General features: G+C 71.9%; 29 protein-coding genes and 2 pseudogenes. 14 read left to right on the top strand and 17 right to left on the bottom strand.

What is annotated here, in order from left to right; genetic code table 11:
* The first annotated feature begins 171 nt into the window (after positions 1-171).
* From ACFZB9_RS14855 to ACFZB9_RS14875, 5 genes are all read left to right on the top strand, one after another.
* On the top strand, positions 172-747 hold the full coding sequence (locus tag ACFZB9_RS14855; RefSeq protein WP_391447397.1) for an RNA polymerase sigma factor: 576 nt from the start codon (positions 172-174) through the stop codon (positions 745-747).
* 19 nt (positions 748-766) lie between these two features.
* Positions 767-1,702, top strand: coding sequence for a CU044_5270 family protein (locus ACFZB9_RS14860; RefSeq protein WP_391447080.1), 936 nt, complete (start codon positions 767-769; stop codon positions 1,700-1,702).
* Between the two features lie 81 nt (positions 1,703-1,783).
* Positions 1,784-2,338, top strand: a complete 555-nt coding sequence (locus ACFZB9_RS14865) for a GNAT family N-acetyltransferase (protein ID WP_391447081.1) — start codon at positions 1,784-1,786, stop codon at positions 2,336-2,338.
* 122 nt (positions 2,339-2,460) lie between these two features.
* On the top strand, positions 2,461-2,880 hold the full coding sequence (locus tag ACFZB9_RS14870; protein ID WP_391447082.1) for a YciI family protein: 420 nt from the start codon (positions 2,461-2,463) through the stop codon (positions 2,878-2,880).
* 41 nt (positions 2,881-2,921) lie between these two features.
* Positions 2,922-4,247: an RNA polymerase sigma factor gene (locus tag ACFZB9_RS14875; RefSeq protein ID WP_391447399.1), complete on the top strand. Its 1,326-nt coding sequence runs from the start codon at positions 2,922-2,924 to the stop codon at positions 4,245-4,247.
* 31 nt (positions 4,248-4,278) lie between these two features.
* Here ACFZB9_RS14875 and ACFZB9_RS14880 read toward each other — a convergent pair whose 3' ends face one another.
* Complete coding sequence (locus ACFZB9_RS14880) at positions 4,279-4,641, bottom strand: winged helix-turn-helix transcriptional regulator (RefSeq protein WP_391447084.1); 363 nt, start codon at positions 4,639-4,641, stop codon at positions 4,279-4,281.
* Between the two features lie 103 nt (positions 4,642-4,744).
* Here ACFZB9_RS14880 and ACFZB9_RS14885 point away from each other — a divergent pair, with 103 nt between their 5' ends.
* On the top strand, positions 4,745-5,404 hold the full coding sequence (locus ACFZB9_RS14885; protein WP_391447085.1) for an NAD(P)-dependent oxidoreductase: 660 nt from the start codon (positions 4,745-4,747) through the stop codon (positions 5,402-5,404).
* A gap of 124 nt (positions 5,405-5,528) precedes the next feature.
* On the opposite strand, the gene ACFZB9_RS14890 is transcribed toward ACFZB9_RS14885, so the two are convergent.
* Entirely contained in the window at positions 5,529-6,497 is a 969-nt protein-coding gene (locus ACFZB9_RS14890) for a helix-turn-helix transcriptional regulator (RefSeq protein ID WP_391447087.1), read from the bottom strand.
* Between the two features lie 138 nt (positions 6,498-6,635).
* Between ACFZB9_RS14890 and ACFZB9_RS14895 the strand changes: the two genes are divergently transcribed.
* From ACFZB9_RS14895 to ACFZB9_RS14905, 3 genes are all read left to right on the top strand, one after another.
* The gene (locus tag ACFZB9_RS14895) at positions 6,636-7,067 is read left to right on the top strand and encodes a nuclear transport factor 2 family protein (RefSeq protein ID WP_391447088.1); all 432 of its coding nucleotides are present in this window, start codon (positions 6,636-6,638) and stop codon (positions 7,065-7,067) included.
* A gap of 566 nt (positions 7,068-7,633) precedes the next feature.
* On the top strand, positions 7,634-8,182 hold the full coding sequence (locus ACFZB9_RS14900) for a hypothetical protein (protein WP_391447090.1): 549 nt from the start codon (positions 7,634-7,636) through the stop codon (positions 8,180-8,182).
* 260 nt (positions 8,183-8,442) lie between these two features.
* On the top strand, positions 8,443-8,817 hold the full coding sequence (locus ACFZB9_RS14905; protein ID WP_391447091.1) for a hypothetical protein: 375 nt from the start codon (positions 8,443-8,445) through the stop codon (positions 8,815-8,817).
* Positions 8,818-9,225: 408 nt separating this feature from the next.
* Here the strand turns inward: ACFZB9_RS14905 and ACFZB9_RS14910 are convergent.
* From ACFZB9_RS14910 to ACFZB9_RS14950, 9 genes and pseudogenes are all read right to left on the bottom strand, one after another.
* Positions 9,226-9,339, bottom strand: a pseudogene (locus ACFZB9_RS14910) (NUDIX hydrolase); the annotation flags it as partial.
* Positions 9,340-9,364: 25 nt separating this feature from the next.
* A complete protein-coding gene (locus ACFZB9_RS14915; protein ID WP_391447093.1) occupies positions 9,365-10,564 on the bottom strand; it encodes a methyltransferase domain-containing protein in 1,200 nt (399 codons plus the stop codon).
* Positions 10,561-10,683 carry a hypothetical protein gene (locus ACFZB9_RS14920; RefSeq protein WP_391447095.1) on the bottom strand — a complete coding sequence of 41 codons (123 nt, stop codon included), beginning with the start codon at positions 10,681-10,683 and terminating at the stop codon, positions 10,561-10,563. The genes ACFZB9_RS14915 and ACFZB9_RS14920 overlap by 4 nt, the downstream gene beginning before the upstream one ends.
* A 106-nt stretch (positions 10,684-10,789) precedes the next feature.
* The gene (locus tag ACFZB9_RS14925) at positions 10,790-11,617 is read right to left on the bottom strand and encodes a helix-turn-helix domain-containing protein (protein WP_391447096.1); all 828 of its coding nucleotides are present in this window, start codon (positions 11,615-11,617) and stop codon (positions 10,790-10,792) included.
* On the bottom strand, positions 11,614-12,129 hold the full coding sequence (locus tag ACFZB9_RS14930; protein WP_391447097.1) for a DUF6879 family protein: 516 nt from the start codon (positions 12,127-12,129) through the stop codon (positions 11,614-11,616). The genes ACFZB9_RS14925 and ACFZB9_RS14930 overlap by 4 nt, the downstream gene beginning before the upstream one ends.
* A gap of 599 nt (positions 12,130-12,728) precedes the next feature.
* On the bottom strand, positions 12,729-12,980 hold the full coding sequence (locus ACFZB9_RS14935; protein WP_391447098.1) for a hypothetical protein: 252 nt from the start codon (positions 12,978-12,980) through the stop codon (positions 12,729-12,731).
* A 163-nt stretch (positions 12,981-13,143) separates the two neighbouring features.
* The gene (locus ACFZB9_RS14940) at positions 13,144-13,665 is read right to left on the bottom strand and encodes a DUF6879 family protein (RefSeq protein ID WP_391447100.1); all 522 of its coding nucleotides are present in this window, start codon (positions 13,663-13,665) and stop codon (positions 13,144-13,146) included.
* A gap of 374 nt (positions 13,666-14,039) precedes the next feature.
* Positions 14,040-14,285 carry a DUF397 domain-containing protein gene (locus ACFZB9_RS14945; RefSeq protein WP_391447102.1) on the bottom strand — a complete coding sequence of 82 codons (246 nt, stop codon included), beginning with the start codon at positions 14,283-14,285 and terminating at the stop codon, positions 14,040-14,042.
* Positions 14,282-15,202 (bottom strand): Scr1 family TA system antitoxin-like transcriptional regulator, encoded by a 921-nt coding sequence (locus tag ACFZB9_RS14950; RefSeq protein ID WP_391447104.1) that lies wholly within the window; start codon positions 15,200-15,202, stop codon positions 14,282-14,284. Before ACFZB9_RS14950 ends, ACFZB9_RS14945 begins: the two co-directional genes overlap by 4 nt.
* A gap of 109 nt (positions 15,203-15,311) precedes the next feature.
* On the opposite strand from ACFZB9_RS14950, the gene ACFZB9_RS14955 reads away from it, so the two are divergent.
* Positions 15,312-15,779, top strand: coding sequence for an ATP-binding protein (locus ACFZB9_RS14955; RefSeq protein WP_391447106.1), 468 nt, complete (start codon positions 15,312-15,314; stop codon positions 15,777-15,779).
* 180 nt (positions 15,780-15,959) lie between these two features.
* Positions 15,960-16,877 carry a hypothetical protein gene (locus tag ACFZB9_RS14960; protein ID WP_391447108.1) on the top strand — a complete coding sequence of 306 codons (918 nt, stop codon included), beginning with the start codon at positions 15,960-15,962 and terminating at the stop codon, positions 16,875-16,877.
* 7 nt (positions 16,878-16,884) lie between these two features.
* Here the strand turns inward: ACFZB9_RS14960 and ACFZB9_RS14965 are convergent, their stop codons facing one another.
* The 3 genes from ACFZB9_RS14965 to ACFZB9_RS14975 form a co-directional block, all read right to left on the bottom strand.
* Positions 16,885-17,697, bottom strand: a complete 813-nt coding sequence (locus ACFZB9_RS14965; protein ID WP_391447110.1) for a putative protein N(5)-glutamine methyltransferase — start codon at positions 17,695-17,697, stop codon at positions 16,885-16,887.
* Positions 17,698-18,059: 362 nt separating this feature from the next.
* Entirely contained in the window at positions 18,060-19,241 is a 1,182-nt protein-coding gene (locus ACFZB9_RS14970) for a TerD family protein (protein WP_391447401.1), read from the bottom strand.
* A 152-nt stretch (positions 19,242-19,393) separates the two neighbouring features.
* Complete coding sequence (locus tag ACFZB9_RS14975; protein WP_391447112.1) at positions 19,394-20,920, bottom strand: hypothetical protein; 1,527 nt, start codon at positions 20,918-20,920, stop codon at positions 19,394-19,396.
* A gap of 445 nt (positions 20,921-21,365) precedes the next feature.
* On the opposite strand from ACFZB9_RS14975, the gene ACFZB9_RS14980 reads away from it, so the two are divergent.
* Entirely contained in the window at positions 21,366-21,878 is a 513-nt protein-coding gene (locus ACFZB9_RS14980; protein WP_391447113.1) for an SsgA family sporulation/cell division regulator, read from the top strand.
* Between the two features lie 24 nt (positions 21,879-21,902).
* Here the strand turns inward: ACFZB9_RS14980 and ACFZB9_RS14985 are convergent, their stop codons facing one another.
* The 3 genes and pseudogenes from ACFZB9_RS14985 to ACFZB9_RS14995 all read right to left on the bottom strand — a co-directional run.
* Positions 21,903-23,351 carry a GAF domain-containing protein gene (locus tag ACFZB9_RS14985; RefSeq protein WP_391447115.1) on the bottom strand — a complete coding sequence of 483 codons (1,449 nt, stop codon included), beginning with the start codon at positions 23,349-23,351 and terminating at the stop codon, positions 21,903-21,905.
* Between the two features lie 298 nt (positions 23,352-23,649).
* Positions 23,650-24,747: a M48 family metalloprotease gene (locus ACFZB9_RS14990; RefSeq protein ID WP_391447116.1), complete on the bottom strand. Its 1,098-nt coding sequence runs from the start codon at positions 24,745-24,747 to the stop codon at positions 23,650-23,652.
* Between the two features lie 134 nt (positions 24,748-24,881).
* Positions 24,882-25,253, bottom strand: a pseudogene (locus tag ACFZB9_RS14995) (BlaI/MecI/CopY family transcriptional regulator); the annotation flags it as partial.
* 95 nt (positions 25,254-25,348) lie between these two features.
* On the opposite strand from ACFZB9_RS14995, the gene ACFZB9_RS15000 reads away from it, so the two are divergent.
* Positions 25,349-26,041 carry a DedA family protein gene (locus ACFZB9_RS15000; protein ID WP_391447118.1) on the top strand — a complete coding sequence of 231 codons (693 nt, stop codon included), beginning with the start codon at positions 25,349-25,351 and terminating at the stop codon, positions 26,039-26,041.
* Positions 26,041-26,658: a phosphatase PAP2 family protein gene (locus ACFZB9_RS15005; RefSeq protein WP_391447120.1), complete on the top strand. Its 618-nt coding sequence runs from the start codon at positions 26,041-26,043 to the stop codon at positions 26,656-26,658. The genes ACFZB9_RS15000 and ACFZB9_RS15005 overlap by 1 nt, the downstream gene beginning before the upstream one ends.
* The last annotated feature ends 68 nt before the right edge of the window (positions 26,659-26,726 follow it).

Raw genomic sequence — 26,726 nt, forward strand, 5'->3', positions numbered from 1 at the left:
GGTCGGAGGTGAGGGTGCCGGCGTCGGTGCACGATTTCCGGCCGAGTCCGGCGAACCCTGCTGCGGCGAGGTGGCAATAGCGGGTGCAAACACCGAAAAGGCCCGCCGTGAAGGAGAACCGATGTGCGCGACCGACCCGACGCCGTTGACGAGCCATCAGACGGGCAGCTGATGGCGGTCCTCGGCGTGGACGCGCCGATGCAGTTGGGCACCGACGCGGCGGTCATCGACGAGTCGCTGACCGTGTCGGAGCGCTTCGGCGAGATATACGACCGGCATGCCCTCGCGATCCACCGCTATCTGGCACGCCGGGTGGGCACCGCGGTCGCCGACGACCTCACCTCCGAGACCTTCCTGGCCGCCTTCCGGGTCCGCACGCGCTACGACCTGAACCGCCCCGATGCCCGGCCCTGGCTCTACGGCATCGCGACCAATCTGGTCCACCGCCACCAGCGCGGCGAACGGGCCGGCTACCGGGCGCTGGCCCGCAGCGGGATGGAGCCGGTGGCGGCCGACGACCACGCCGACGCCGTGGCCGCCCAGGTCACCGCCAGCGCCCAGGTCAAGGAGATCGCCGACGTCCTGGCCCGCCTGACGGCCAAGGAACGCGACGTCCTGCTGCTCTTCGCCTGGGCCGAGCTGGCCTATCACGAGATCGCCGACGCGCTGGAGATCCCGGTCGGCACGGTCCGCTCACGGCTCAACCGCGCCCGTCGGCGTCTGCACACCGCTCTTGACCACCCGTAGCACTGACGGAGGCGTCCCCATGGACGAGATCACCCAGCTCGGCGAGTTCCGCGCCGACACCGCCCCGATGTCCGCCCAGGCCCACTTCCGCGGCCGCCAGCGGCTGGCGGCCGAGGCAGCCCGGGGGCGCGGCCGCGGCCGGTGGGGCACCCGGCCGAGGCCGAGGTTGCGGGCGCGCCCCGTCCTGGCCGCGGCTGCGGTCGCGGTGACGCTGGCGGTCACCGCAGGCGTGGTCAGCACCCGGACAGCCGGCCCGAGCGTCACCGTCCCCAGCGCGCAGGCGGTCTCGGCGCTGAACCTCGCCGCCGAGGCCCTCGACAGCGCCCCGATGCCGCGCCCCGACCAGTTCGTCTACATGGACCTCATGCACAACACCGGCAGTGCGGCCGACCAGACCGAGGTCCGGGCATGGCTCTCCGTGGACGGCGCGCAGGCCGGCCTGTACCAGTCGACCGGTGCGTACAACCACACCGACCCCGTCCCGCCCCACCAGTCCGAGGTGGGCCTCAGCTCCGCCCCCTACGACACCTTGGCGGCCCTGCCGACCGACCCCGACAAGCTCCTGCAGATCCTCTACGCGGACCCCTGGGTGCACGGACAGCAGGTGACCAACAAGGTGAGCCGCGAGGTCGCGGTGTGGTCCATCATCCGCGGCCTCGTGGAGACTGCCTGCCCTGCCCCACAGCAGGCCGCACTCTTCCGGGCCGCGGCGAAGCTCCCGAGCATCTCCTACACCGCCGACGCGACCGACGCCGACGGCCGGTCCGGCGAAGCGGTGGGAATGTTCGACCCCCGGCTGGGGACCGTCCAGCTCATCCTCGACCGGAACACCCACAAGTTCCTCGGTGAACGCGTCCTCGGGAGCCACGGGTCGGTCGACGCGGGCCAGGTCATACTGAACAGCACGGTGCGGACCGTCGCGTTCGTCGACAAGGTGGGGCAGGTGCCGAGCTGATCGACGGTCGGTGGACGGGGCCGTCTGCCGTCGTCGCGGAGCACGACGCGTGCTGCGGAGCACGACGCGTACTGTTGCCGTGTGCCTGAACTGATCGCGCCCACGGCCCGCTTGCACTGCGCCTGGCTCGCGGCGCACCACGAGTGGGGTCCGGGACCGCACGAGGACGGGTTCGGGTTGGGGCCGAGCGACGAGGCCGAATCGCCGGAGGGGTTCGCGGCCTGGGTGGCGCGGCTGGCGGAGGAGTCGGCCCCGGAGGCGGTCGAGGCCGGCCGGGGCTGCCTGTACCGCTGGATCGTCGAGGGCGACCGGGTGCACGGCGGGATCGCTCTGCGGTACGGACTCAACGACTACGTACGGCAGTTCGGCCACATCGGCTACGGCATCCGGCCGACCTCCCGCCGGCGGGGGCTGGCGAGCTGGGCGCTGGGGCGGGGACTGGACGAGGCGCGGGCACTCGGCCTGGGCCGGGTGCTGATCGTCTGCGAAGCCGACAACCTTGCCTCGGCGCGGACGATCGAGCGTCGCGGTGGCGTCCTCGAAGGTGCCCTCGAAGGCGTCCTCGACGGTGTCCTCGAAGGTGCCCGGGACGCGGAAAACGGCCCGGTGCGGCGGTACTGGATCACCGTCCGGTAGCCGTGTGGGGCCCGGTCGAAAAAAAGTTGGTCCATGTTCGTCCGCCGTGTCGATCCGCGACCGCGCCGTTCGACCTGGGATAGAGAGGATCGAGAGGCGATCCCGATACAAGGAGGCGGACGATGGCGAAGTACATGCTGATCATGCGAGGCACGGACGAATCCGTCGCGAAGATGATGGAGACGCCGTTCGAGGAGATGCTCGCGACGGTGGGCCGCTTCAACGAGGAGCTGATCCGGGCGGGCGTGCTCGTCGCCGCTGAGGGCCTGGACGACCCGTCCCAGGGCGTGGTGGTGGACTTCAGCGGGGAGACCCCGGTGGTCACCGACGGTCCGTACGGCGAGACGAAGGAGCTGTTCGGCGGCTTCTACGTGATCGATGTCGCTTCGAAGGAGGAAGCGGTCGAGTGGGCCAAGCGACTCCCGGCGGTCGGTGGTTCGAAGTGCGAGGTCCGTCGCGTACCGGGCATCGACGAGTTCCCGCAGGACAACGAGTGGATCATCAAGGAGCGGGCGTGGCGCGAGCGGACGGGCCAGCTCTGACGCCCGAGCCGGGCCCGACGCCCGAGGCCGACGGGCCAGCTCTGACGCCCGAGCCGGATCGGACGCCTGCGGCCGATGGCGGCCCGCCGAGTGCCGAGTCGGCGCGGCGGGCCGTCGAGGCGGTCTGGCGGATCGAGTCGGCACGGATCGTCGGTGCGTTGGCCCGCTACACCGGGGACTTCGCACTCGCCGAGGACGTCGCGCAGGAGGCGCTGGCGGAGGCACTGGTCACCTGGTCGCGCGACGGTGCGCCGGCCAGCCCGGTGGGCTGGTTGCTGGCGACCGCGCGGCGGCGTGCCATCGACGGCTTCCGTCGCAAGTCGGGACTCGACGAGCGGTACGCCATGCTCGCGGGTCAGCTGGCCGAGGGCGAGATCAGCGCGGGGGCGGTGGCCGCGCGGGACCGGGCGGAGGAACTGCCGTGGGATCCCGACCGGGTCGAGGACGACGTCCTCGCGCTGATGTTCACGGCCTGCCACCCGGTGCTCGCCCCCGAGGCCCGGGTGGCGCTCACGCTGCGCGTGGTGGGCGGCCTGTCCAGCGAGGAGATCGCCCGGGCGTTCCTGGTGCCGGTGCCGACCGTCCAGGCCCGGATCACCCGGGCGAAGAAGACGATCGCCGCGGCGCACGTGCCCTTCGAGCTGCCGCCGTCCGAGGAGCGGCCGGGGCGGCTCGGCGGGGTCCTGAGCGTCCTGTACGTGATCTTCACGGAGGGCTCGACGGCGGCGACCGGCGACCGTCTGCTGCGTCCCGACCTCGCCTACGAGGCTGTCCGGTTGGCCCGGATGCTGGCCGCCCTGCTGCCCGGTGAGCCCGAGGTGTACGGGCTGCTCGCGCTGTTCGAGCTCACCGCGGCGCGCTTTCCGGCGCGCACCGGGCCCGATGGGGAGGCGGTGCTCCTGGAGGATCAGGACCGGCGGCTGTGGGACCGGTCGGCGATCCGTCGTGGCCTGGCCGCGCTCGGCCGGGCCACGGCCGTCGGGCGGGGCCTGGGACCGTACGGTCTTCAGGCGGCGATCGCCGCCTGCCACGCGACGGCGCCCTCGGTGCAGGAGACCGACTGGGAGCATGTCGTGCTCCTCTACGAGGCGCTCGGCCGGGTGGCTCCGTCGCCCGTCGTCGAGCTCAACCGGGCCGTGGCCGTCGCGATGGCCGGTGGACCGCGGCAGGCACTGACGATGGTCGACGAACTGGCCGTCTCCGGACGCCTGTCGGGGTCGTACCTGCTCCCGAGCGTGCGCGGCGAACTGCTGGTCCGGCTCGGCCGCACCGCCGAGGCCCGGGCCGAGCTGGAACTCGCGGCCCGGCTGTGCGGCAACGTGCGCGAGCGGTCGGTGCTGCTGCGCAAGGCGGCGGCGTTGGAGTGAGGCCGCTGGGGTGAGGGTCCAGGACGGGGGTCTAGGACGGGGGCTGGCGGTCCTCGATGCGCGGAAGCTCGTCGAGGTGCTCCCGCGCCCACGCGCAGGCGGTGTTCATCGGGCCGAGCAGTGAACGCCCCAGGTCGGTGAGGGCGTACTCGACCCGCGGCGGGTTCTCGTCGTACGCGGTTCGGGTGATCCAGCGGTCGCGTTCCATCGCCCGCAGGGTCTCGGTCAGCACCTTCGGGGTGACGCCCTTGAGCGGCGCCTTCAACTCGTTGAACCGGCGCGCGCCGTCTTCGAGGCAGCGCAGGACCATGCCGCTCCACTTGTCGCCGACCCGGATGGGCATGTGGTGGCTGCAGTGAGGGTCGAACATGTCGGCGTTCAGTGGCGCGGTCATACCTTGACGATAGGGCCCGGTTCCCTTGAAGTAACCGGGCCCCTCCCGCCTACTCTCCTCGTACACCAGGCCCGGAGGGGCAGTTCAGGGAGGAATCGGAAGCATGAAGAAGATCGTGATCTTCGGGGCGGGCGGACGCGTGGGGCGCGCGGCAGTGGCCGAGGCCGTGCGGCGCGGGCACGCGGTGACGGCGGTGGTGCGGGACCCGGACAAGTACGCGGAGCTCGGCACTTCGGACGTGCTGGGCACTTCGGGCACCGTGACGGTGGTGCGCGGCGACGCGACGGACGCCGAGTCGGTGGCGGCGGTCGCGGCGGGGCACGATGCGGCGGTGAACGCCTCGGGGCGCCTGGACGTGCCGGCGGAGGAGTACTTCACGTCAGCCGCACGGGCGCTGGTCGACGGGCTCGGGCGGGCCGGGGTGGGGCGGCTGCTCGTGCTGGGCATCGCGACGACACTGGAGACCTCGCCGGGCGTGCGGGTGATGGACGATCCGCAGTTCCCCGAGGAGTACCGGCTGTTCTCCCAGGGCCATGTCGCGGAGTTCGAGCTGTTGCGGGCCACCGCGACGGAGCTCGACTGGCTGATGGTGGTCCCGCCGATGGACCTGAACGCGCAGGCCGAGGCCACCGGGAGCTACCGGAGTGCGGTCGGCGCGGTGGTGGGGCAGGGGCGGATCTCGCACGCGGACCTGGCGGTGGCGCTGCTGGACGAGATCGAGCGGCCGCAGCATCGCGGGGTGCAGTGGGCGGTCTCGCACTGATCCCGAGGCGTTGGGGCGCGATGACGCCGGGACAGTTGACCGGCGGCGAGCGGCGGCGAGCGGTGGCGAGCGGTGGCGAGCGGCGGCAGCCCGTCTGGCAGGTGTCTCGGCAGCCGGTCCGGCGTCAGTTCCTGGGGGAATCAGGATCGTTGGCGTTGAGCAGGGTCCGGATTCGGGTGTGCAGGGCGGTTCGGACCGAGGCGGGGGTCAGGACCTGGAGCGGGGTTGCCAGGCCGAGGAGGTACGTGGCCAGTTCGTCGGGGGTGGAGCCGCCGATGGTGACGAGGGTGGCGTGGGTGCCGTCGGGCTCGTGGGTGCCGAGGTTGCGGGGGACGAGGAGCAGCGCCTGGTTCAGCGGCAGGGGGATGCGGACCGTGGCGTAGAGCGGGTAGCCGCTGGTGAGCATGCGGGAGACCAGCAGCGCGGCGTCCGGCGGGTCGACGAGGTCGGCCGGCCGGCCGGTCGGGTGGGCCTCGGCGACGCGGTCGGCGCGGAAGGTGCGCCACTGACCCCGCGTGACGTCCAGGGCGACCAGGTACCAGCGGTGGCCCGTGCGTACCAGGCGGTGGGGGTCGACGTCCCGGACCGTGGCCCGGTCCTGCCGATCGCGGTAGGAGAGCCGGACGCGTTCGCCCCGTCGGCAGGCGGTGGCCAGTTCCAGCAGTACCCCCGGGGAGAGCAGGTGTTCATCGGACCGGGGGGTGTGGACGAACGCGGCGTCCAGTTCGGCCAGCCGGTCCGCGATGTGGGCGGGCAGCAGTCTCCGGAGTTTCAGGAGGGCCGAGAGCGCCGCCTGGTCGGTGCCGAGGACACCGCTGAGCGCCGCCTCGCGCAGGGCCACGGCCACGGCGAGCGCTTCCTCGTCGTCCAGGCTCAGTGGCGGTACCTTGCTGCCGCCGCCGCTGAGCCGGTACCCGCCCCAGGGGCCGGGGTCGGAGTCGATGGCGTAGCCGAGTTCGCGCAGCTTGGCGATGTCCCGCCGAACCGTGCGTTCGGTGACGTCCAGACGTTCGGCCAGTTCGCTGTTGGTCCACGACGGGCGGGTGGAGAGCAGCGAGACCAGCCGCAGCAGCCGCGCGGAAGTGCTGATCACACGCCGGAGCGTAGGGCATCGCACGACCAGGACCGAAGCTGTCCTGGTCCCGTCGTAGCGTCTGATCTGCCAGGAAGACGCCGGTTCCGGTCCGGGCTTCCGGGTGCCCCCGCTCACCCTCAGGAATCGAGGAACGTCATGACCGTGAAGGATCCGGACGACTTCAAAGCGCTGGAGCCGTTCTTCCGCATCGTCGGGGAAGGGCTCGACGGTCTGGTCGACGGGGACCACTTCTTCGACTGGTTCGCCGAGGACGCCGTCACCGAGTACGTGGTCACCGTGCCCGACTACCCGAGAAGGGTCGAGGGCCGGGCCGCCTTGGCCGAGCTGTACCGCGGGTACGGGGACACGATGGTCGCGGAGAGCGCCGACGGCCTCGCCGTCCACCATGACCGCGAGACCTCGGTCGTCGTCCTCGAATACGTGGTGCACGGTCGCGCGGTCGGCACGGGACGGGCGTATGACAACCACTTCGTCTCCGTGATCACCATCCGGGACCGCAGGATCACGCACTGGCGGGACTACCTCGACCCGCTGGCCGTCCTCGACGCCTTGGGGGCACGCCTCTGACACTGACCGGCCGGCAGGCTGCACCCTGCCGCAACAGCCGCTCGCGGTCGGTGGCGTACAGCGTTGGGCAGTCCTTCAGATCGTGAAGGCGAAACGCTGGGCGTTGGAGTAGGCGTCGAGCCAGTGCGGCCCGGCGGCGCTGTGGAGTGGCGGGTGCCCAAGTGGGAAGGCGTGAGGGGTGGGGTGAACCGGCGTGAGGTGACTGTCCGTCAGGAGGGATGCAGTCCCCGCTGAACGCCGGGGTGCCAGGGGCCCTGCCTGGCGCTCGGTGGGCTTGGGCGGGGTGTGAATCGACTACGTCTGGAGTGCGCGGGAAGCGGCCGCCGGGTGCTGGAGGGGCCGCCGCTTCTGCCAGAGCTGGGGACGGTGTGGTCGGGGGCGTCGTCCGGGAGTGCTCGTTCAGCCGGTGAGCGATGTGATCGACGGCCGGTGGGGCGGAGGTCTAACCTCCAGCTGTGCCGATACCCGAGAACACTGCGCCACTCCCCGCTCTGGGCGGGAACTCCGCCACTCTTGTGCGGCTGGCGCGGTGGCGCACCCGGTCCCGTGTCTGTGCCGTGATCGATGTGGCCGCAGGAGCGGGCGGCGCCGCTCTGCTGTTCCTCGCTGCGGTCGACAGCCTGGCCTCCTGGCCCTCGAACCGGGTGATGCTCTCCCATGACGACCTGTCAGGCATCGCGGGCGCGATCCTCATCCCGCTCTGGTTCTGGCTCATCGCGTCGTTCGCGCTGGTCGTGGGTGTGAGCAGACCCAGGCACGGCAAGGAGGAGCGGGCCGCGCGACGCGCGGCCGAGAAGCAGATATGGGGTGCCATGTTCCCGCACCGGCGGGTGCGGATCGGGCTCGGCATCGTCGCCCTTGTCTGCCTTGGCGTAGTGGTCGGCGGGTTCGCCGTCGGCGGCTCGAAGGGCAGCGCGCGCATGCTGACCGGCCCGAGGTACCAGGTGTCGGTGCCGAACCTCAACCGCTCCGACTGGACCGACGTCCCGCGCGAGCAGTACGACCGTTGGCAGGCCGAGTTCGTCCGGGAGGACGGGTTCTTCACCTTCTTCGGCCTCTTCCTGACCGGCGGCAGCCTCGGGCTGCGCCAACTCCACCGCCGGCCGCCCCGCTAGAGGTGGCTTGTCACGCGGCCTTGGCCGGTGCGGGGAGGCCGGCGGAGCCGCTCGGTGCCCGCGCCTTCGCTGATGTGCGGCTGCCAGAGCTGGGTGTTGCACCAGGAGGGGTCGGCGGGAGGGCGGTGCGCCGGGGTGATGCTTCGTGTTCAATCTAACGAGGGGTTTGGCTCAAGTCGTTGGTGTGAAGTGCCGATTCTCGGGGCGGAGGGCCGGTCCTGATCGTGGGCCTGCCGTGTTTCGCGAAGGAGAAGACGCTGATGATGCGGAGCAAGCTCGTGCTGGGCGCGTGTGCGATGGCGCTGACGCTGGCCGGTGGTGTGGGCTGGGCGGTGCAGGCGAATGCCGATGCAGCCGGGGCGCAGCAGAAGAGTGAGCCGGCCGCGACCCGGGCGATCCCGGGCTACGAGATCGTCAAGCTGGACAATGCGAACGTGGGCAACTTCGAGCGGCGGGTCGTCAACTGCCCGGGCCAGAAAGTGGCCATCGGCGGCGGCGCCGAGGCCCGGGGCGACGACTCGGTGCTGAACGGCAGCTTCCCGACCGACAATGGCCGGGGCTGGATCGGTGTCGGCCACCAGCCCGGCGCGGACACCGTGGGCATCAGCGTCTTCGTGGTCTGCGCCGACCGCTGACGGGCTCCACAGAACTGACGGGACAGCAGCTGGGGCTGCTGTCCCGTCAGTTCGTATGGGATCGGGGCGTTCACCGTCACGTCGACCGGGCCCATGCACATGGGAGGCGGTGGCTGTCAGCCGCAGGCCCGTGACCGCCACGCCGACGGCAGCTGGAGCGACTGGTACACCTACAGCTGACCCTTCCGGCGATGGAAGGTGAGTGAGCGGGAAGCGGCGGTCACCGGGTGTCGGGACCGCCGTTGCGCGTTCGCCAGGCCGTGTTCAGGTGCGGGACGCCGTCTGAAATGCCCGGCGGGTGGGTCGGCGGGCAGCCTCCTCGGCGATGGGCGGATCGGCCTACCCGGGATGGTGAGCTCGAACTGCACCAATGGATCGGTACACCTCCGGATCGGTGCGGCGGGGACGTCAGCCGGTGAGCGAGGCGTCCAGGTGTGCCTGCACCGGCTCGAAGAGGCCGTACGGGACGTACTGCGGGATCTCGGCGAGGGAGACCCAGGCCAACGCGTCCAGTTCGTCGGTGGTCTGCGGTGTCACGTCTGCTCCTCTAGGCGGCCGGAGTGGGGACGGGGTGGTCGGGGGTGTCGAGCCAGGGGGTGTGGTGGTGGTCGCTGATGGTCAGGCCGAAGCGGTGGATGGCGGGGCGGTTGTGTTCGTCCCACCAGTCGAGGGCATGTTCGACGGCTTGCCAGAGGCGGCGGGGGCCGGACTGGTAGACGGTCGTTGTGGTCTGCGGTTCGTCGGTGGGCCAGGTGACGGCGGCCCAGGAGGTGTCGGTGAGGGAGTAGAACCAGGCGGTTGTCGAGTGTCCGGCGTCGTCGTGGGCGAGGACGTGGGTGACGTCGGGGACGGCGAGGCCGATGACGAAGGGCTGTACGTCCCAGGGGCCGCCGAGGTCGTCGGCGGTGCGGGCGGTGCGGTGGGTGGTGTCGGCGTTGCCGGGGAACTCGGGTACGTGGGTGGCGTGTTCGGGGTAGGGGGTGCGTTGGTCGCGGGCTTTCATGAAGCCGACGAGTTCGGTGAAGTGGCCCGAGGCGGAGTGGTGGTCGTCGGCCACGGTCAGTTTCACGATGGCGTCGCGCTGGCTGTAGTGGGTGCCCCAGGGGGCGAGGATGATGCCGCCGGGCCTGGTCTGCTGGAGCCAGGCGTGGGGGATGTGGCGCAGGCCGTAGGTGGCGATGATCCGGTCGTAGGGTGCGCCGGTGGGCCAGCCCAACTCGCCGTCGCCGGTGACGATGTGCGGGTTGAGGCCGGTGGTTGCGAGGTTGACGGTGGCCCGGGCGGCGATGGCGGGGTCGACCTCGATGCTGACGACCTGTCGGGAGCCGAGGCGCTGGGCGAGCAGGCCGGCGTTCCAGCCGGTCCCGGCGCCGGCTTCGAGGACCTTCAGGCCGGGGTGTACGTCGAGATCGCGCAGCATCGACATGACCAGGCTGGGCTGGCTGGTGCTGCTGGTGGAGAGTTGGCCGGGTTCGGTGCCGGTGTGGTTGCCGTCGTCCCATTGGGTGACGAGCGGGATGTCGGTGTGCACGGCGGCGAGCCAGCCGTCCGGGTCGCCGGCCCGGTTGACGGCGACGCTGCGGCCCTGCTCCTCGTCCCAGGCCCAGGCCAGGTCGGGGACGAAGTGGGAGCGGGGGACGGCGGCGAAGGCCGGTGCCCAATCAGCGGACATGGCACCGGTGTTGAGGAGGAGCCGCCCCAGCTCCTGGCCGGGGCGGTCCGTTCCCTCGGGGAGGGGGCTGGTCACTTGCGGTGGCCTCCGTTGCCGGGCGGCGGCCCACTGTCGGGCGAGGGGGTGGGCGGCCAGGGCATGGGCGGGGTGGGCGCGGGGTTGCCCCCGTGGCCGCCGCTGTCGGGCTCGGGCATGTCGGGTACCTCCGGTGGTGGGATTTGGGCCCGACGGGGGATTCTGACGGGCCGTCTGGGCCACCACGGTAAGGCTGGAGACGAGGGAGTTCGAGGGCCTTTCCTGTTACCGCAAGAATCCGTCCCGGATGGGCTCGATCAGGCTCAGCATTTCTTCGCCGTAGGCGGCTGCCGAGGAGAATCGGTCGAACGTTTCGACGTATATATCGAGGTCCTTGGGGTCTCTTGTGGTGACCTCGGAGTGGAACGTCTCCACGATCACGATGTGATCGTCATATGAGCTGAAGCAGGTCATCGGGAAGTCGGGCATGCGGCGGCTGAGCGGGAGGATGCCGATGCGGACGTTGGGCAGGCGAGAGAACGAGACCAGCCGATCCAGTTGGGTGGCCATGATCAGCTGGTCGCAGATGAGCCATCGTAGGACGTGTTCACAGATGAGAAAGTGAAACGACTTGGTGGGGTTGTAGAGAACTGCCTGCCGTTCCATCCGGGCCGCCACCGTCCTCGCCCTGGAATCCGGTGACTGCCCTGGGACGAGAGAGAAGACCGCTGACATGTATTCGGGGGTCTGGAGCAGGCCGGGGATCAACTGCCCCTGGAACACCTTGAGTACGGTGGTACGAGCCTCGATCGCCATGATGGACTGCTGGTGCTTGGGCGGCCCCAGACGGCGCAGGACACGCCACGCTGTTGCCTCCGTGACGGCGGCTCTCGCCTGGGCCAGGAACGCGGCTTTTGCGGACTCGGAGACACCGAGCGCTGTCAGGATGAGCTCGACGTCGGTCACGGTCGGGAGGATTCGACCGTTCTCGATCTTGCTGAGCTTCCCTGGGGACATGGAAGCCCTGCGGGCGACGAAGTCACCGGTGACGCCCGATGCTGTTCGAAGTGCCCGCAGGGCTTTGCCCAGTTCCTGGCCATTGGGGTCGGTCAAGCCGGATGCCGCCAGTAGTCGGCGTACGGGATCGCGTGGCGCCAGGACGTGTCGCGGTAGGCCAGGTACTGCGGGAGCAAATCCTTGTCGAGGGGTTCGGCGCCGAGGAACTCGTCCTCGGCGTTGTAGTGCATGCGGTAGATGCGGGAGTCGTCGAAGAGCCAGAAGTCGTGGTCCGGCAGGCCGGTGACGGTCACGTCGGCGAGGTCGATGATCCTGATGTCCTCGCCTGCTCGGGCGTTCCCGACGTATCCCCAGCCGAGCTCGAAGCGCAGGTAGTCGCTCAGTGGGGAGCGGAGGATGTGGACGCGGCGCAGGCACTTGCCCGCGCTGGCCATCGACCGTACCCAGGGGCTGTCCTCCCACTCCTCGGGCATGGCGGCGCCATCGAGGAAGGCCTGGTACTCGGCGTGTTCACCAGCGACGTCGTAGCGGTCCCGCGTCTCCATCTTGAAGGCGGAGGACGTGAAGGTCTGGAACAGACCGTTGAAGTCGTCAGCCGTGAGCAGCACCGAAGTATCCCTCCAGTAGCTCGGCCGTCACCTCGACGGCCGTCTCGTTGTCTGGCAGGCCGAGTTGCGACAAGCGCTCGGCGTCGAGGACCTTGTAGCCCTGGACGATGTACTGGCCGTCCTCGGTGCGCCACAGGGTAGGGCACGGTCCTTCGCGGCAGTCGCTGATCAGCTTGGTGAGCGCGAAGGCTCCCCCTCCTCATTCGAGTCGGCTGTCCCGTCCGATACTCCCGATTCACCGTGTACAGGGTCAAGGGCAGTGGCTTTCCATTACAGGAAAGGGCACTTGGGGCCCCTCAAGGGGGCGGGAGGGTGTAGAGGCGTCGTGGAGGTGGGTGAGGTCGTGGTGCTTCCGGGCTTGCGGAGTGCGGTGGTGGCCTCAAAGTCGGGCCGGCGGATTTTTGGGTCGTCGGAGGCGTAGCTGCAGGGTTCGTCGGGGCCGTGGGTGTGGATGGGGGCGGGGTAGCAGACGGCGATGGTGTTCGGGATGGCCAGTCTGCGGAGTGCGGTGACGGCCAGGCTCATGCCGACGCCGGTGCCGCGCCGGTTCTGCTCGACCTTGACGGATTCGAGGAGGAGAACGGCGGGGTGGGCGGCTCTCAGGCCGCTCGCGGGTGCCGGCGGGCACGGATCGGAGTTGGCAGTGGCCGTGTGTGCGGTGTCAGGCAGAGGTCCTGAGCGAGGCAGGCGGTGATCAACTCGTGGACCTGGCGCATCGATCCGAGGAGTGCGTCCAAGGCATCGGTCGGCGCTCCTTGGGCGGCTGCCTCGTTGAGGCGGCGGCCGAGGGCGTGCAGTGCGCCGCGTGCCTGGTCGTGGGAGTAGGGGCGTGGCGCGGGGGCGTCAGTCATCGCTGATCTCCGGGGAGTGGGGTCGGGCGCAGGTGGCAGGGTGTGCAGCGGCGGGCGCGCTCGTCGCGCAGAACACCCTCCGCGACCCGGGTGGTGCGGATTTCTCCGAGGTGCGGGGCATCAGAGGCGCCGCAGATGATGCAGCTGGGGGTGCCGTGCTTTTTCACTCGCGGCCGTACCGCTCCCACCACTCGGAGAAGGGCACTGCATGCTGGAGGGCAGTGTCGCGGTACTTCAGCCACTCAAGGGCGTCTGGTTGCAGGTCGGCGCCCTTGAACGATCCGTCGGGAGCGTAGGCCATGGTGACCACGCTGGTCTCGTCGAAGGCCCAGAAGTCCGGGACGCCTTCGAGCGGGTTGGACTGCTCCGTCGTGTCGAGGATGAAGAACTCCTCACCAGCTGCACTGTTCTTGACGTAGCCCCAGCCGAGTTCGAACCGGAGGTACGGGGTCAGCGGGCGGCGCAGGATGTGGACGCGGTACATGCGTTTGCCGGCACGGGCGTTGGCGTGGACCTCGTCAGCCCAGCCCTGGTTGTAGTCGGCCGGTTGGGGTTCGCCCGCGAAGAAGGCGCGGAGGCTCTCGGGGTTTGACGAGCCAGTGTAGTCGTCCAAGGTTTCCAGGCGGAATGCCTCGCCTTGGAAATCGGAGAACAGCCTTTCGAAGTCGTCACGCGAGATGCTCACTGGCGTACCTCCGGATCAGTGCGGCCGGGATGCGAACGACAGTCAGCTTCACCGGCATTCCCTTCCCTCGCTGTTGGGAGCACGTCGATATTCCCGAGAGTGAGGCGGTGCGGTCAAGGTGAGGTAGTTGAGAGAACGGGAAAGCGGTGACGGAACGGGCGCAGCGTTCGTTCGGGGTGGGGCGGCCGGTGCCCGACGGGGACGGGGGTGTGGAGCGGTGCGAACGGGGCTGAGGTGGCGGGACGAACCGGCCTGCTCTGGTGAAGATGTCGTGCGGCGGAGTTCCTCGCAGAGGCGGTCTGGTCGGTCGGGCGGCACGCACGAAGTGCCCGCCGGGTCGGGGCGGCGGGCACTTCGGTGGGGGTGGGGTGCCGTCAGAGGGTGGTGGCGAGGGTGAGGAAGGCGGACCAGGTGGTGGGGGAGAAGGTCAGTTGGGGGCCGGCCTTGTCCTTGGAGTCGCGGACGTGGACGTGGGGGCAGGTGGGGGTGGTGGCGACTTCGATGCAGGCTCCGCCCTCGTCGCCACTGTGGGTGCTCTTGGTCCAGGCGATCTCGATGCAGTTGCCGCCCTCATCGTTGCTGTAACTGCTCTTGAACCAGGCGAGTGCCGTGGCGCTCATAGTTCTCCCAGGATCTTCTCGATCAGAGCCAGGGACTCGGACGGCGTGAGCGCCAAGGCCCTGAGGCTGCCGTACTGTGCAGCCAGGATACGGACCTCTTCTGGATCTTTGGTCAGATGGCTGAAGGCCTGTACCTCGACGTAGGCCAGCTGAGGCTTGCCCTTGGGCGTGAGGAGGACGAACGGGCCGCTCATGCCCGCGTGTTCGGGACGATCGGTCGGCATCACCTGGATCTCCAGGCTTCGCGTGCGGCCTACCCGGAGCAGCTTCTCCAATTGGCGTCGGTGCACATCCCGTCCGCCGAACGGGCGACGTACTACTGACTCCTCGATGATCCAGCTTGCATCGGGGAGCGGCCAGCCTTCGAGAAGCTTCTGGCGCGCCATCCGCGCCTGGACCCGTTCCTCGATGACTGCTTCGGCGAGCAGCGGTCTGCGCGCGGAGAACACTGCTCGGGCGTGCTCTTCTGTCTGGAGGAGGCCAGGCAGGTCATGAGTGCTGTACTCGTGCCGCTCCACCGCCTGGGCCTCCAGCAGCGCGTAGTCGCGGAACCACGACGGATGCCGGATCTTCGCCTTCTGCTGCGCTTTCTCCAGTTCCTCCTCGGTGACGGTCATGATCCCGCCGGCCTTGAGGAGCTTGTCCACGGCCCGCAGGTAGTCCTTCTGCGGCACTCGCCGACCGCGCTCCAGCGATGAGACCAGGTCCTCGCTGTAGCCCAGGATTTGTGCTACTTCTCTCTGGGTCAACCCCTGGCGCTCGCGCAGGAGTTTGAGCTGTTTGCCGATCGCGCGGAAGAACTCCGAGCTGTCGTCCGGATCGTCCGGGGCCTCCGGCCGCTGCTCCGGCAGCTCTGGGTTTGCTGACTGATCCGCTACCGTCATCACGACCACCACCCATGTGCTGCGTGCCCGCATCCGGTAACGGTCGAAGGGTCATACTGGCAACCCTCCGCGCTGGTACCCGTACGCTCCGTACCGGATCTCACTCTGGTCAGCGTACGCTTCAACCGCCACGCTCGGTGACATGACGACCGAAATCACCCTTGCCCAATCGTCCTTGACCTCGCTCTGCGCCGGCTGGCAGTTCGTCTCGTCGAGACGAGGGGCGTGGCAGGCCCGGCTCGCGGCCGGGCGGCAGCTGACTTTCTGGGGCTGGAGTCCGGCCGAGGAGCTGTACCACGACGTCGCGCTGATCGTCTCCGAGCTGGCCTCAAATGCCGTGACGCACGGTCACGTTCGGGGTCGGGACTTCCAGTTGCACATGCTGCTCGGCCCGTGTCCCGGCCTCGCGACGGTGCTGCGCATCGAGGTCTCGGACTCGCGCGGTGAGCGGATGCCGCAGCTGCCGAGTGCTCCGGAGTACGGTGCGGAGGCCGGGCGCGGGCTGTTGCTGGTGGACGCGTTGGTGGACCGGTGGGGTTCGGTGGCGCGGCCGCCGTCAGGGAAAACGCTCTGGTGCGAACTGGATCTGACGGTAAGTCAGCAAGAGTGATCAGTTGCGGAACGTGGCTGGACGGGCACGGGGTGTGTGGATACCGTGGCCGCAAAAGGGCGGCTTCCCTGGAAGGGAAAAGGGCGAGCCCGGCAGGTGTTAGCAGCACCAGGCCGGGCTCTTCACCGCCAGTGGACTGAGATAGAGGCCACCAGGATGCTTAGGCATGTTATCGCGCCCGTGCGCGACTTCACGCAGATCTCGAACGAGCAGATCTGGAATGACGATCTGTCAGACACCGCCTTCCGGTTGCTGGTAAGGGCTCTCGCCCTGCCGCCCGCCAAGGCCCGCGCCACCACCGTCACCGAGCTGGCCGCCGGTCTGAGCAGCGGCCGGATCACCGTCGACCGGGCGCGCAAGCAGCTCGCGCGCGCCGGACTGCTGCACTCCACGCGCTGGCGCTGCCGGGGCGGCCAGGTGCGGACCGAGTCGATGATCTCCAACGTCCCGGTGGACGAGGGCGATGCGGAACGGATGTTCGCCGCGCACTTCGACGAGGAGGACGAGCGGCGAGGTGAGCGGCGAGGCGGACCGGGTGCCGGAGGGCGAGGGGGCGGCCAGCCCGCAGCGTCGTCGGACGGCACCGACCTCCCTTCGGGAGTAACACTGACAGAGGAGAACACTTCCCCCCTCCCGGTCCCGCTCGAACCCGAAGTGCTGAGCGAGGCCGAGGCGGAGGCCGAGCGGGTGCTGCGTTCGTTGCGGCTGTCCGATCCGCGCCTCGTCCTGGGCAGGCGCGAGTTGCGACGACTGCTGCCGCTGGCCGTCGAGTGGCTGCTCAGGGGCGTGAGTCCGGCGTCGCTGCGGCATGGCATCAGCGACGGACTGCCGCAGCCCCTGAAGAGCCCGTACGGAGTGCTGCGCTATCGGCTGATCGAGAAGATGCCCGAACAGCCCACCGTGGTCGAGCTGGTGGGCTGTTCGGGCTGCGAGCGACCGTTCCGGCCGGTCAGCGGTGAGGTCCGGTGCGGGACCTGTCGTACTGAGGCGGCAGCGGAGGCGTGCGGGAGCGAGGGCGACGACCAGGCGGACCAGGCGGGCCGGGTGGGCTGGCGTGACCGGGTGGCCGAGGTCATGGCCGCCGCCGAAACCGGGTGACGGCAGCTCAGTTGGTCGCGACCACCACGGTGGCGTCTATCTCCTCGTCCGTCCGGACCTCCGCCGTCAGACCGGCACGCGTCACGATGTCGACGGCGTGCGGGACCTGGTGCTCGCTGGTCTCGAAGAGCAGGTGTCCGCCCGGCGCCAGCCAGTGCGGTGCGGCCGCTGCCACCCGGCGCAGCACGTCCAGGCCGTCCGCACCGCCGTCCAGCGCGACGCGGGCCTCGTGCACCCGGGCCTCGGCGGGCAGCAGCTCGATCGCGTCGGTCGGCACGTAGGGGACGTTGGCGAGCAGCGTGTCGATCCGGCCGCGCAGGGCGGTGGGCAGCGGCTCGAAGAGGTCGCCCTGGTAGACCTGCCCGACGGCGGACGGGATGTTGCGCCGGGCGAAGGCCACCGCAGCCGGGTCGATGTCGGCGGCGTGCAGCTCGACGGGCTGCGGTGCGGCGCCGACGGCCGCCGCCAGGGCCGCGCCGAGCGCGCCCGCGCCGCAGCACAGGTCGACCACCAGGGCGCCGGGCGAGGTGAGGGTGCCCGCGATGTCGACCAGGAACTCGGTGCGCCGACGGGGTACGAAGACGCCGGGGCCGACGCCGATCCGCAGCCCGTGGAAGGAGGCCCAGCCGAGCACGTGCTCCAGCGGGAGGCCCTGGACGCGCTGCTCGACCATGGCGGCGAGCTGCTCGGCGGTGGTGGCGGTTTCGAGGATCAGCTCGGCCTCGTCCTCGGCGAAGACGCAGCCGGCGGCGCGCAGCCTGCTGATGACAGCCGAGTGGGACAGCGGAGCGGAGGCGGCAGTGGAACGGGAGAGCGACATGAGAGCGGTGAGACGCCTTTCGGGGACAACCGAAGGGGCTCTCGCGACCGTCGTCTGGAAGGCCGAAGTTGCTTATTCGACCGACGATGGACCGCGCGGGGAGAGCACCCAGCCTGCGACAGCGGTAATGGGTCTCACCTCCTGGGTCGGTCCGGGTCCTGCGGAGGGCCCAGGCTAGCAGAGCGGTGGGGTGTCGAGGAGGGCGCTGTCCAGCCGATCGAGCTCCGGGCACCGCCCGTCGAGTGCGACCTCCCCGAGAGAATTGGCCCGCCCCGCCGCCCACACCTGCGTGGGCGGCGGGGCGGGCCGCTGGCCGGGGCGACGGAGTGCCTCGCTCGCCGCGAGGCGGCGGGCGCGAGGGCTCAGAGCAGGGCGGCGGCGGGTTTGACCATGCCACGGGCGGTTTTGGCGTCCACGTACTCGCCGAGGGCGGTCATCACCCACTCACCGGAGAGCTGGCGGACCAGCTTGCACATGACGACGCCGGTGTGGGGCTCGGCGTTGGTCAGGTCGAAGCGGACCAGCTCCTCGCCGGTGGTGACGTCGAGCAGGCGGCAGTAGGCGTCGCGGACGTCGGTGAAGCGCTGGCCGGAGAAGGAGTTGACCACGAAGGCCAGGCCGACGACCTCGGGCGGCAGGCCGTCGAGGTGGACGTCGATGGCCTCGTCGTCGCCGGAGCCGCCGCCGGTGAGGTTGTCGCCGGTGTGCTGGATCGCGCCGTTGAAGACGTTGAGCTTCATGAACCAGACGGTCTCCAGGCGTTCGCGCCGGGCGTCGAAGGCGATGCAGGAGGCGTCCAGGTCGATGTTGCGGCCACGGCGGGCGGGCTGCCAGCCCAGCGCCATCCGGACCGAACTCAGCAGCGCGTGCCCGCCCTTGACCAGGGAGACGGAGCCGCCCTTGACCAGGGAGACCCGGCCCTTGTCGAGGGTGACGCGCGGGGCGGCGGGCGTGTAGTCCGGCATCGGGGGGACGTGGGCGGGGGAGGAGGCCGGCGGGGCGTAGTCGGGCACCGCAGGCGCGGGCGCTCCGGGCGGCGTGACGGGGACCGCGTCGGTGATCGAGACGCCGAAGTCGGAGGCGATCCCGGCCAGTCCGTTGGCGTAGCCCTGGCCGACCGCGCGGATCTTCCACTCCGCGCCGCGCCGGTAGACCTCGACCAGCACCAGGGCGGTCTCGCGGCCCAGCCGGGGCGGGGCGAAGGTGGCCAGCACGCGGCCGGTGTCGGCGTCCAGGATCGTGGCGGTGGGCTCGATGCCCGCGAAGGTGGCGCCCTGCTCGTCCAGGCTGGCGGTGATCACGACGGTGGCGACGTCCGAGGGCACCGCCCAGGTGTCCACGGTGATCGCGTCCGGCAGCGAGCCGCCGGACGGGTTGTGGGTGACGCCCGGACCGCGCGGCGCGTTGTAGAAGACCAGGTCCGCATCCGAACGGACCTTGCCGGCCTTGGTGATCAGCAGGCCCGACACGTCCAGGCGCTGACGGGCGGTCACCTCGATGCGCACCCGGACTGCGGTCAGCGGCGCGTTCGCGCCTTGGGACAGGGCCGTGGCCACGTGATCCTCCTCAACTGGGCGAGCACGACGGGGCGTACGGGACGTCCCGATGCCCGGCGCGAGGGGCACGAGCTGCGCGCTCGATGCGCCCCGGTGCGCCGGTGCAGGGCCAGCCTAACCAAGGGGAGGTCAGGGAGGGGTCAGCGCCCGGGGGAGGCGCCGACGAGGGTGCGGGACAGGGCTGCCGGGGTGCCGGTGGGGGAGGCCGCCGGGGCAGTTCGGCCGGCGGGCGGGGCGCTACGGCCGGGCGGGGCGCTCGGGCTGAAGGTGCCGAGGGCGGCCACCGCGCGGGGGTCGTCCAGGGCGAAGCCGGAGGCCGTCCAGCCGCCGGCGACCAGGCGGCCGGTGGCGGCAGTTGGGCCGGCCGGGCCGGCGGGGGTGTCCTGCACGGTGAAGGTGTAGCTGCCCGGGGCGACGTCCGCGCCGGGTGGCGGGGCGAAGCGGTAGATCACGGCGGAGCCGCGCTGGAGCAGCGTCACCCGGGCGCCGGGGAGGGTGCTCCAGGCGAGGGCGGCCGGGCCCGCGTCGGCGCGGTCCAGGCGCAGTTCGACCTCGGTGGCGGTGAGCTCCTCGGTGACGGTGAGGGTCACGGTGTGGGTGCGGGCGCCGCCGGGGAGGACGGCGGTGCTGCCCTGGCCGGTGAGGGCGGGGGCCTGGTCGGCGGGGGCCTGGTCGCTGGGGGCCGGGCCGGCGGGGGTGCCGGTGTCGGGTGCGTCGGTGACGGGCGTGATGCCGTCGGTGGCCGTCGGGTCCGGGGCGGGGCGCGGCGCCGGGATCAGCGGGCGGGCGGGGGAGGTCGGCGTCAGCGGCGCGGGAGGGGTGCGCGCGGGCGGCACGGTGACCGGGGGGACGGGCTGGTCGGCCGCATCGGCGCCGGTGGTGGTGGCGTTGGGGCGGGCGGTGTGCGGCGCGCTGGTGGCCGGGGCGGAACCGGACGCGGGACCGGACTGGGCGGAACCGGACAGGGCGGAACCGGACGAGGCATGGGAAGGCTGCGAAGCCTGGGGCGACTGCGAGGCCTGGGGCGACTGGGGTGTCGCCAGCGCCTGCGGGCTGACAGGAGCGTTCAGGGGTCCGGCGCCCGCCCCGGAGGGCGTGGGCGCGGGCGAGTACGCCGGGGCGATCGGGGCACCCGCGACGGGCGCGGGGTTGCTCGGCACAGCGCTCGCGGTGACCCCGCTCAGCGGCACCGCGCCGGTCGGACCGGCCATGGGGCCGAGCGCGGGGCCGCTCGTCGGCCCGGCGACGGCGCGGCCGGTCGGGCCGACGACCGGGGCGCCGGTACCGGTCGGCTTCGCGCCCGTCGAGTCGGTACCACCCGGGGCGGCGCCGGCCGGGCCCGTGGTGGCCGGTCCGGCCCCGCTGCCCGCGAGCGGCACGGCCGCCGGCTCAGGCGTCCCGGTACCGGTACCGGGACCGGTGGGGGTGGCGCCGACGGTGGACATCCGCACGCCGTACCCGATCCGCTGCTGACTGCTGATCAACCAGGTGGTGGCGATGCTGATGCCGACCACGGTGGACATCGCCATCGCGGCGCCGGAGACCCTGATCGCGGGCAGCCGGAACTGGCCGCCCAGCGGCTTGGGCCGGCTGTGCCGACCGTGTGGCAGCGGCGGGTGCTCGTCGGTGCGCCGCGCCGCCGCAGGGGTGCCTTCCCGGTGCGTCACCGGACTCCTCTCCTCCCCAGCCGGCCTCCCCGGCCGACTGCCGCTGCCCCGCTCCAGTTCGCTCCGGTACGGCCGCACTGAACCGACCGGCCCTGGCCGTCCGTAGGGACTGTCAGTGGACTCCTCCGTCGCCGGTGGCCGTCACCCCCTGTGCAGGCCACCCGGATCGGCGGAGTGACGAGAGTACCAGCGCGACGGCGGTGGGTGACGGGCCCAGTCCCACCGGTTCGGATACCCGGTGTGAGCTGCCCGGTAACGGGCCCGCGGCGTGTGGTGGGACGTGATGCACAGGAAGTTGACGTACCGTCGGACAGTCGGGTGGCCGGAGGTCGGGCGGGCCGGGCAACGGGATGCCGGTCGCACGTTGCAACCCCCTGCAACCTTTGCGGCGCGCGACGGCGGCGGAGCAGGCTGGGCCGGTCCCGCCTCCCCCCGGAGAACAGCCATGCCGCGCGATCCACTGTCCGCCAGCGGCGGAGCCCCGTACCAAGCCGCCTACCCCGCTACCCAAGCCGCCCGGCATCAGCTGCCGTTCCGCCCGGCCTCGCCGGTGGAGGAGATCCTCACCCTGCGCATCGCGCTGGGCCGGGACAAGGTGGGCACCGTCCCCACCCGGTTCCGCTACGAGCCGGCGCGGCCCTACGAGGTGCTGGTCACCTTCCACCTGGGACGCCCCGACGAGGTCGACTGGGTCTTCTCCCGCGAGCTGCTGCGCGACGGCCTGATCGGTCTGACCGGTCAGGGCGATGTGCGACTGTGGCCCGCGCACTGCCCCTGCCACGGCGCGACCCTGCACCTGGCGCTCGAATCCCCTTACGGGAGCGCGCTGCTGGAGGCCTCCGCACCGCGGGTGCGGGAGTGGCTGGAGCGCACCTACGCCGAGGTGCCCGAGGGCGCCGAGCCGGACTGCGCGCCGACGGACGAGCAGTTGACGGCGTTCCTGTTCGGCGACTGCTGACCCGCCGGCCCCCGAACGGCCCGGTCAGGTGCTGGGTTCCAGGGCGCCGGCCGGGCGTCTGGGGCTCGGCACCTGACTGCCCGTCATGCCGCCCTGAGGGCCGACCGGGTTGGCGATCCGACAGCCGGGCAGCAGCGCCGAACCGCTGTCCAGCAGCGCGCGCAGCCGGCGGATGCCGGGCGCCGAGGAGGCGGGCAGCAGCTGGTACGAGTCGGCCGGGTGGACCACCTCCACCTGTACCGACTCGGCGAACCGGTAGGGCCGGTGCTCCAGCACGCCGCCCAGGTAGCGGCGCAGCCGGGAGAGTTCGGCCCGGACGGTGACCACCCGGGACGCGTCGCCGAACAGCCCCTCGGCCAACTGGGCCGCCGTCCGGCCGCTCTGGTGGGTGGCCAGCAGCAGGAGCAGCTCGGCGTGCCGCGGACTGAGCGTGTGCGACCAGTTGCCGACACCGCCGCGCACCGAGACCTCCGGGCGGGCGGTGTTGCTCAGGTCGAGCACCAGCCGGGCCCCCACCGCCTGTTCGGAGACCGCCTGCGGTGAGCTGGTGAGCGGGCGGATGAGCCAGCCGTCGGCCAGCGGTTCGACCGCGCACTCGCCGAGCGAGGGCAGCCAGTGGATCGGGGCGGAGGCCCAGCCCTCGGCGGGCAGGCGCAGCCGGTTGACCGGCGGCAGGCCCGCGGCGGCGGCCGTCCAGCCGTCCCGGTCGACCACCAGGGCCGGCCCGGCGGCCTGGGCCAGCACCGGCGCCGCCACCGTGCGCAGCCGGTGCAGCGACTCCAACTGGGCGGCGCGCAGCTCGGTCTCGGCCAGCCGGGCGGCGGTGACGGCGAGCGCGAGCAGCTGCGGGTGGACGCCACGGGCGGGGCCGCTGAGGTCGACCACGCCGGCCACCCGGCCGGTGCGCGGGTCGCGGACGGGGGCGCCGACGCAGGTCCAGGCGTGCTGGTTGCGGACGTAGTGCTCGGTGGAGTGCACCCGCAGCGGGCGCCCGGTGCGCGCCACGGTGCCGATCCCGTTGGTGCCGACCGCCTCCTCGTCCCAGCGGCCGCCGGTCATGAAGCCGATCAGGTCACCGCTGCGGCGCAGTTGACGCGGTCCTTCGTGCCAGAGCAGGGTGCCCTGGGCGTCGGCGACGGCGAGGATCAGCGGCAGGTCGGCGACGGGGTCGAGCAGGGTGCCGCGCAGCGTGGGCATCACCGCGTCCAGGCCGCTGGCCCGGCGGCGGTGCTCGATCTCGGCGGTGCTCAGGTGCTCGGGGTCGCGGCCGCGCTCGGGGTCCAGGCCGAGGCGGCGCAGGCGCTCCCAGGAGTCGCCGATCTCGGGGCGTGCCGCTTGGCGCGGGATCTCGCCGAGCATCGCCTGCTCGTGCGTTCTGGCCTGCTCGGCCGGGGTGCGGAGGGCGAACTCGTCGGATCGGCCCAGGTGGGCCGCGTCGCCGTGCGACGTGTCCCGGTGTGCCGTGTCCCGCATGGTGGCTCCCCTCGCCGCATATCCGGTCCCGCTCGGCCGGAGCAGGGCCGGGCAAGCCCTGTCGCCCACAGCGTACGGGTGCCGGGAGCCGGTCGGTCGAGCGATCCTCGCACGAGAAGGCCGGGTTGACGCCCCCTCGGGCGGAGCCGGGACGGGGGTGGGGTGGCGCGGGGGAGCGGACGGGGTGGCGCGGGGGAGCGAAGGGCCGGGACGCGCCCGGACGAGCCCTCGGGCCTGTCGTCGAACCCCCTGCCGCCAAGCCGCCCTACGGGCGAACGAAGGGGGTTCGACGACAGCCCTAGCGTGATCCGCTGCCGGGTTCGGGAGCCGGGACGGTGTTCGGGGTCTGCTCGTCCTGCTGCTGGGCGCGCTCGACGGTGCGGTGCAGGTCGTGGGTGGCCGTCATGGTGGCGGCCGTGCTGACCGCGAGGCAGCAGCCGAGCAGCAGGCCGGCGGTCGCCAGGCGGCGGGTGCCGGTGCGCGCGCGGCGGCGCGGGCGCGCGGGGGCGGGCGGGGCGAGCAAGGCGGCGACCCGGCGGGGGACCGGCCCCGCGGCGGCGGCCGGGGCCAGCAGGGGGCGTGCCGGGCGCGGGCTGCGGGCGGCGGCCAGGGCGGCCCGGCCCACCGCCCGGGCGGTCAGCGCCCGGTCGCCGACCGCGGTGGCGGCGGACTCGTCGGCCCAGCGCTCCAGGTGGAAGCCGAGCGGCGCGCGCAGCTGGCCGAGCGCCGGATGGAGCACGGCGGCGTACTCGGCGGCGGCCAGCAGCAGGTGGTGGCGGCCGTGCAGGTGCGCTCGTTCGTGGGCGAGCAGGGCGGCCCGCTCGGGGGCGCTCAGCGCCCGCAGCATGCCGGTGGTGACCACGATCCGGCCCGGTCGGCCGAGTCGGCCGGGCAGCGCGTAGGCGTCGGCGCGGTCGTCGGTCAGGACGCTGAGGGGGTGGTGCGAGGCGGGGCTGAGCAGGGCGCGCAGCGTGGCGAGGGTGAGCGGGGCGGCGGGGGCGGACGGCGCGCCGGCGTCCGGGTCGCCGGCGAGGTCGGTGCGGGCCCGGCGCAGGTCGGTGTACTGGCGGTGCGCGGTGCGCAGGGTCAGCCCGCCGGCGACCAGCAGCGCGGCGGCGGCCGGTGCGGCGAGGAAGAGGGCGGCGGGCGAGGCACGGTCGAGCCAGGGCAGCGAGAGGTGGCCGAGGGCCGCGATCGGCGGCAGCCGCAGCAGCCCCGCGAGCGCGAGCAGGCCGAGCGAGGCGGCGCTGGCGACGGCCAGCACGGCCCCGGTGGCGCTCAGCACCCAGGAGGCGGCGCGCGGGGGCAGCGCGTCGGCCAGGCGGCGGGCGGCCGGGGCGGCGAGGAAGGGGACGGCGAAGGGCAGCAGGAAGGGGAGCCAGACCGCGAGGATCATCGGACACCGCCCATGGTCCGCCCACCGCCGTCGGCCTGCTCGCCGCTGTCGGTCAGACCGGCGCCGTCGGTCAGTCCGGCACCCTCGGTCAGCCCGGCGCCGTCGGTCAGTCCGGCACCCTCGGTCAGCCCGGCGCCGTCGCTCTCGCCGAGGAGCTCGCGCAGCAGCCGCTCGTCGTCCGCCGAGAGGTCGGAGACGAAGCGGGCCAGCACCGTGGAGCGGTCCTGCTCGCGGTCGAGCTCGGTGCGCATCCGGCGGGCGGCGAGGCCGGCCGGGTCCTGGACGGTCGGGGTGTAGGCGTAGGCGCGGCCGGCCCTGGTGCGTCCGACGGTGCCCTTCTCGTGCAGCCGGGCCAGGATCGTGGCGATCGTGGTGCGGGCCAGTTCACCGCCGAGGGCCGTCTGCACGTCGTGCGGGGTGAGGGGCTGCTCGGCGGCCCAGAGGGCCGTGAGGACCTGGGCTTCGAGCTCCCCGGAGGAGCGGCGGGCGGCGGGCACTTCGGGCATATCGACGTGACCTCCAGTCATCGTCTACAGTCATGTAGACCGTCTACGTCACTGTAGACGGTCGGGGCGCGTTCCGCAGGACCGCCTCGACCAGTATGAGAGGTCCGCCGAACGTGCTTTCTGCCTCCACCCTGCAAGCGGTGAATGTGCTCGACGCCTCATCGCTGCTCGCCGCCTTCGGAGCGCTCGGCATCGCCGTGGTGCTCTTCGCGGAGACCGGCCTGCTGGTCGGGTTCTTCCTGCCCGGCGACTCGCTGCTCTTCACCGCCGGACTGCTCTGCGTCTCCGGCACCCACAGCGGGCCGCACCTGGTGCTCTGGCAGGTGATCCTGGCGGCGCTGGTCGGCGCGCTGGCCGGGGCCCAGACGGGCTACCTGATCGGCCGCCGCGGCGGGCGGGCGCTGCTCGCCAAGTCCCGGGCCAAGGCGCTGCACAAGGGCGTCGCGCGGGCCGAGGAGCTGCTGGCCAAGTACGGCTACGGCAAGGCGATCGTGCTGGCCCGGTTCATCCCCGTGGTGCGCACCGTGCTCAACCCGCTGGCCGGCGTGCTGGAGGTGCCGGTGCGGACCTTCACACTGTGGCAGGTGCTCGGCGGCGCGGTGTGGAGCGTCGGCGTGGTGGTGGCCGGCTACGGCCTCGGATCCTCGGTGCCCAATATCGACCATTACCTCCTCCCGATCATCGGTCTGGTAGTAGTTGTCTCTGTGATCCCGATTGCCCTTGAATTGCTCCGTGCCCGCCGCGAGGCCCGCAAGCCCGCCAGTCCCCGTGAGCGGGGCGATGTCTGATGGCGGCGGCTCTGCTCGCCTATGACGGCAGCACCATCGACGGCGGTTTCTACAGCACCGTGACCGGCTGGGCGCAGCACGCGCCGCACTGGCTCGACCAGGTGATCAAGACCTGGTCGGCGCTGGGGCTCGGGCTCTTCGCGGTCTTCATGATCGGGGCCTGGTGGCAGGCCCGGCGCGCGGACTCGGTGGTGATGGCCCGGGTGCTCGCCTCGCCGCTCATCGTGGTCGTCGCCTATCTGGTCAACTCGGTGCTCAAGAGCATGGTGGACGAGGTCCGGCCGTGCCAGCAGCTGCCCAGCACCGTGACGCTGGAGACCTGCCCCGCGCCCGGCGACTGGTCGTTCCCGAGCAACCACTCGGTGATCGCGTTCGCCGCGGCCGTCGCGCTCTGGTTCGCGTTCCGCCGGCTCGGCTGGGTCGCGCTGCTCTTCGCCGCGCTGATGGCGGCCTCCCGGGTCTGGGTGGGCGTGCACTACCCGCACGACGTGGTGGTGGGCGCGCTGGTCGGCACGGTGGCCGCGCTGGTGCTGGCGCCGCTCGCGCGGCGGGCGGCACCGCTGGTGGACAAGCTGCGGGGCGGGGCGCTGGGGCCGGTCCTGGGGGCCGGGGCGTAACGCCGGTTTTCGACCGCGGGAGCCGGGTTCGGGCGCATGGCGTCCGGGCCCGGCTCCTTCGCGTCCGG

This window comes from Kitasatospora sp. NPDC008050 (assembly GCF_042957465.1).
Classification (GTDB): domain Bacteria; phylum Actinomycetota; class Actinomycetes; order Streptomycetales; family Streptomycetaceae; genus Kitasatospora.

Excerpts from the sequence above, each read along its gene's own strand:
- ACFZB9_RS14955 (WP_391447106.1), top strand. The coding sequence starts at position 15,312 with ATGACGACCGAAATCACCCTTGCCCAATCGTCCTTGACCTCGCTCTGC.
- ACFZB9_RS14880 (WP_391447084.1), bottom strand. The coding sequence starts at position 4,641 with ATGACCGCGCCACTGAACGCCGACATGTTCGACCCTCACTGCAGCCAC.
- ACFZB9_RS14885 (WP_391447085.1), top strand. The coding sequence starts at position 4,745 with ATGAAGAAGATCGTGATCTTCGGGGCGGGCGGACGCGTGGGGCGCGCG.
- ACFZB9_RS14945 (WP_391447102.1), bottom strand. The coding sequence starts at position 14,285 with ATGAGCGCCACGGCACTCGCCTGGTTCAAGAGCAGTTACAGCAACGAT.
- ACFZB9_RS14920 (WP_391447095.1), bottom strand. The coding sequence starts at position 10,683 with ATGCCCGAGCCCGACAGCGGCGGCCACGGGGGCAACCCCGCGCCCACC.
- ACFZB9_RS14985 (WP_391447115.1), bottom strand. The coding sequence starts at position 23,351 with ATGCGGGACACGGCACACCGGGACACGTCGCACGGCGACGCGGCCCAC.
- ACFZB9_RS14870 (WP_391447082.1), top strand. The coding sequence starts at position 2,461 with ATGGCGAAGTACATGCTGATCATGCGAGGCACGGACGAATCCGTCGCG.
- ACFZB9_RS14990 (WP_391447116.1), bottom strand. The coding sequence starts at position 24,747 with ATGATCCTCGCGGTCTGGCTCCCCTTCCTGCTGCCCTTCGCCGTCCCC.
- ACFZB9_RS15000 (WP_391447118.1), top strand. The coding sequence starts at position 25,349 with ATGAGAGGTCCGCCGAACGTGCTTTCTGCCTCCACCCTGCAAGCGGTG.
- ACFZB9_RS14950 (WP_391447104.1), bottom strand. The coding sequence starts at position 15,202 with ATGCGGGCACGCAGCACATGGGTGGTGGTCGTGATGACGGTAGCGGAT.
- ACFZB9_RS14860 (WP_391447080.1), top strand. The coding sequence starts at position 767 with ATGGACGAGATCACCCAGCTCGGCGAGTTCCGCGCCGACACCGCCCCG.
- ACFZB9_RS14905 (WP_391447091.1), top strand. The coding sequence starts at position 8,443 with ATGATGCGGAGCAAGCTCGTGCTGGGCGCGTGTGCGATGGCGCTGACG.
- ACFZB9_RS14935 (WP_391447098.1), bottom strand. The coding sequence starts at position 12,980 with ATGACTGACGCCCCCGCGCCACGCCCCTACTCCCACGACCAGGCACGC.
- ACFZB9_RS14855 (WP_391447397.1), top strand. The coding sequence starts at position 172 with ATGGCGGTCCTCGGCGTGGACGCGCCGATGCAGTTGGGCACCGACGCG.
- ACFZB9_RS14965 (WP_391447110.1), bottom strand. The coding sequence starts at position 17,697 with ATGTCGCTCTCCCGTTCCACTGCCGCCTCCGCTCCGCTGTCCCACTCG.
- ACFZB9_RS14980 (WP_391447113.1), top strand. The coding sequence starts at position 21,366 with ATGCCGCGCGATCCACTGTCCGCCAGCGGCGGAGCCCCGTACCAAGCC.
- ACFZB9_RS14895 (WP_391447088.1), top strand. The coding sequence starts at position 6,636 with ATGACCGTGAAGGATCCGGACGACTTCAAAGCGCTGGAGCCGTTCTTC.
- ACFZB9_RS15005 (WP_391447120.1), top strand. The coding sequence starts at position 26,041 with ATGGCGGCGGCTCTGCTCGCCTATGACGGCAGCACCATCGACGGCGGT.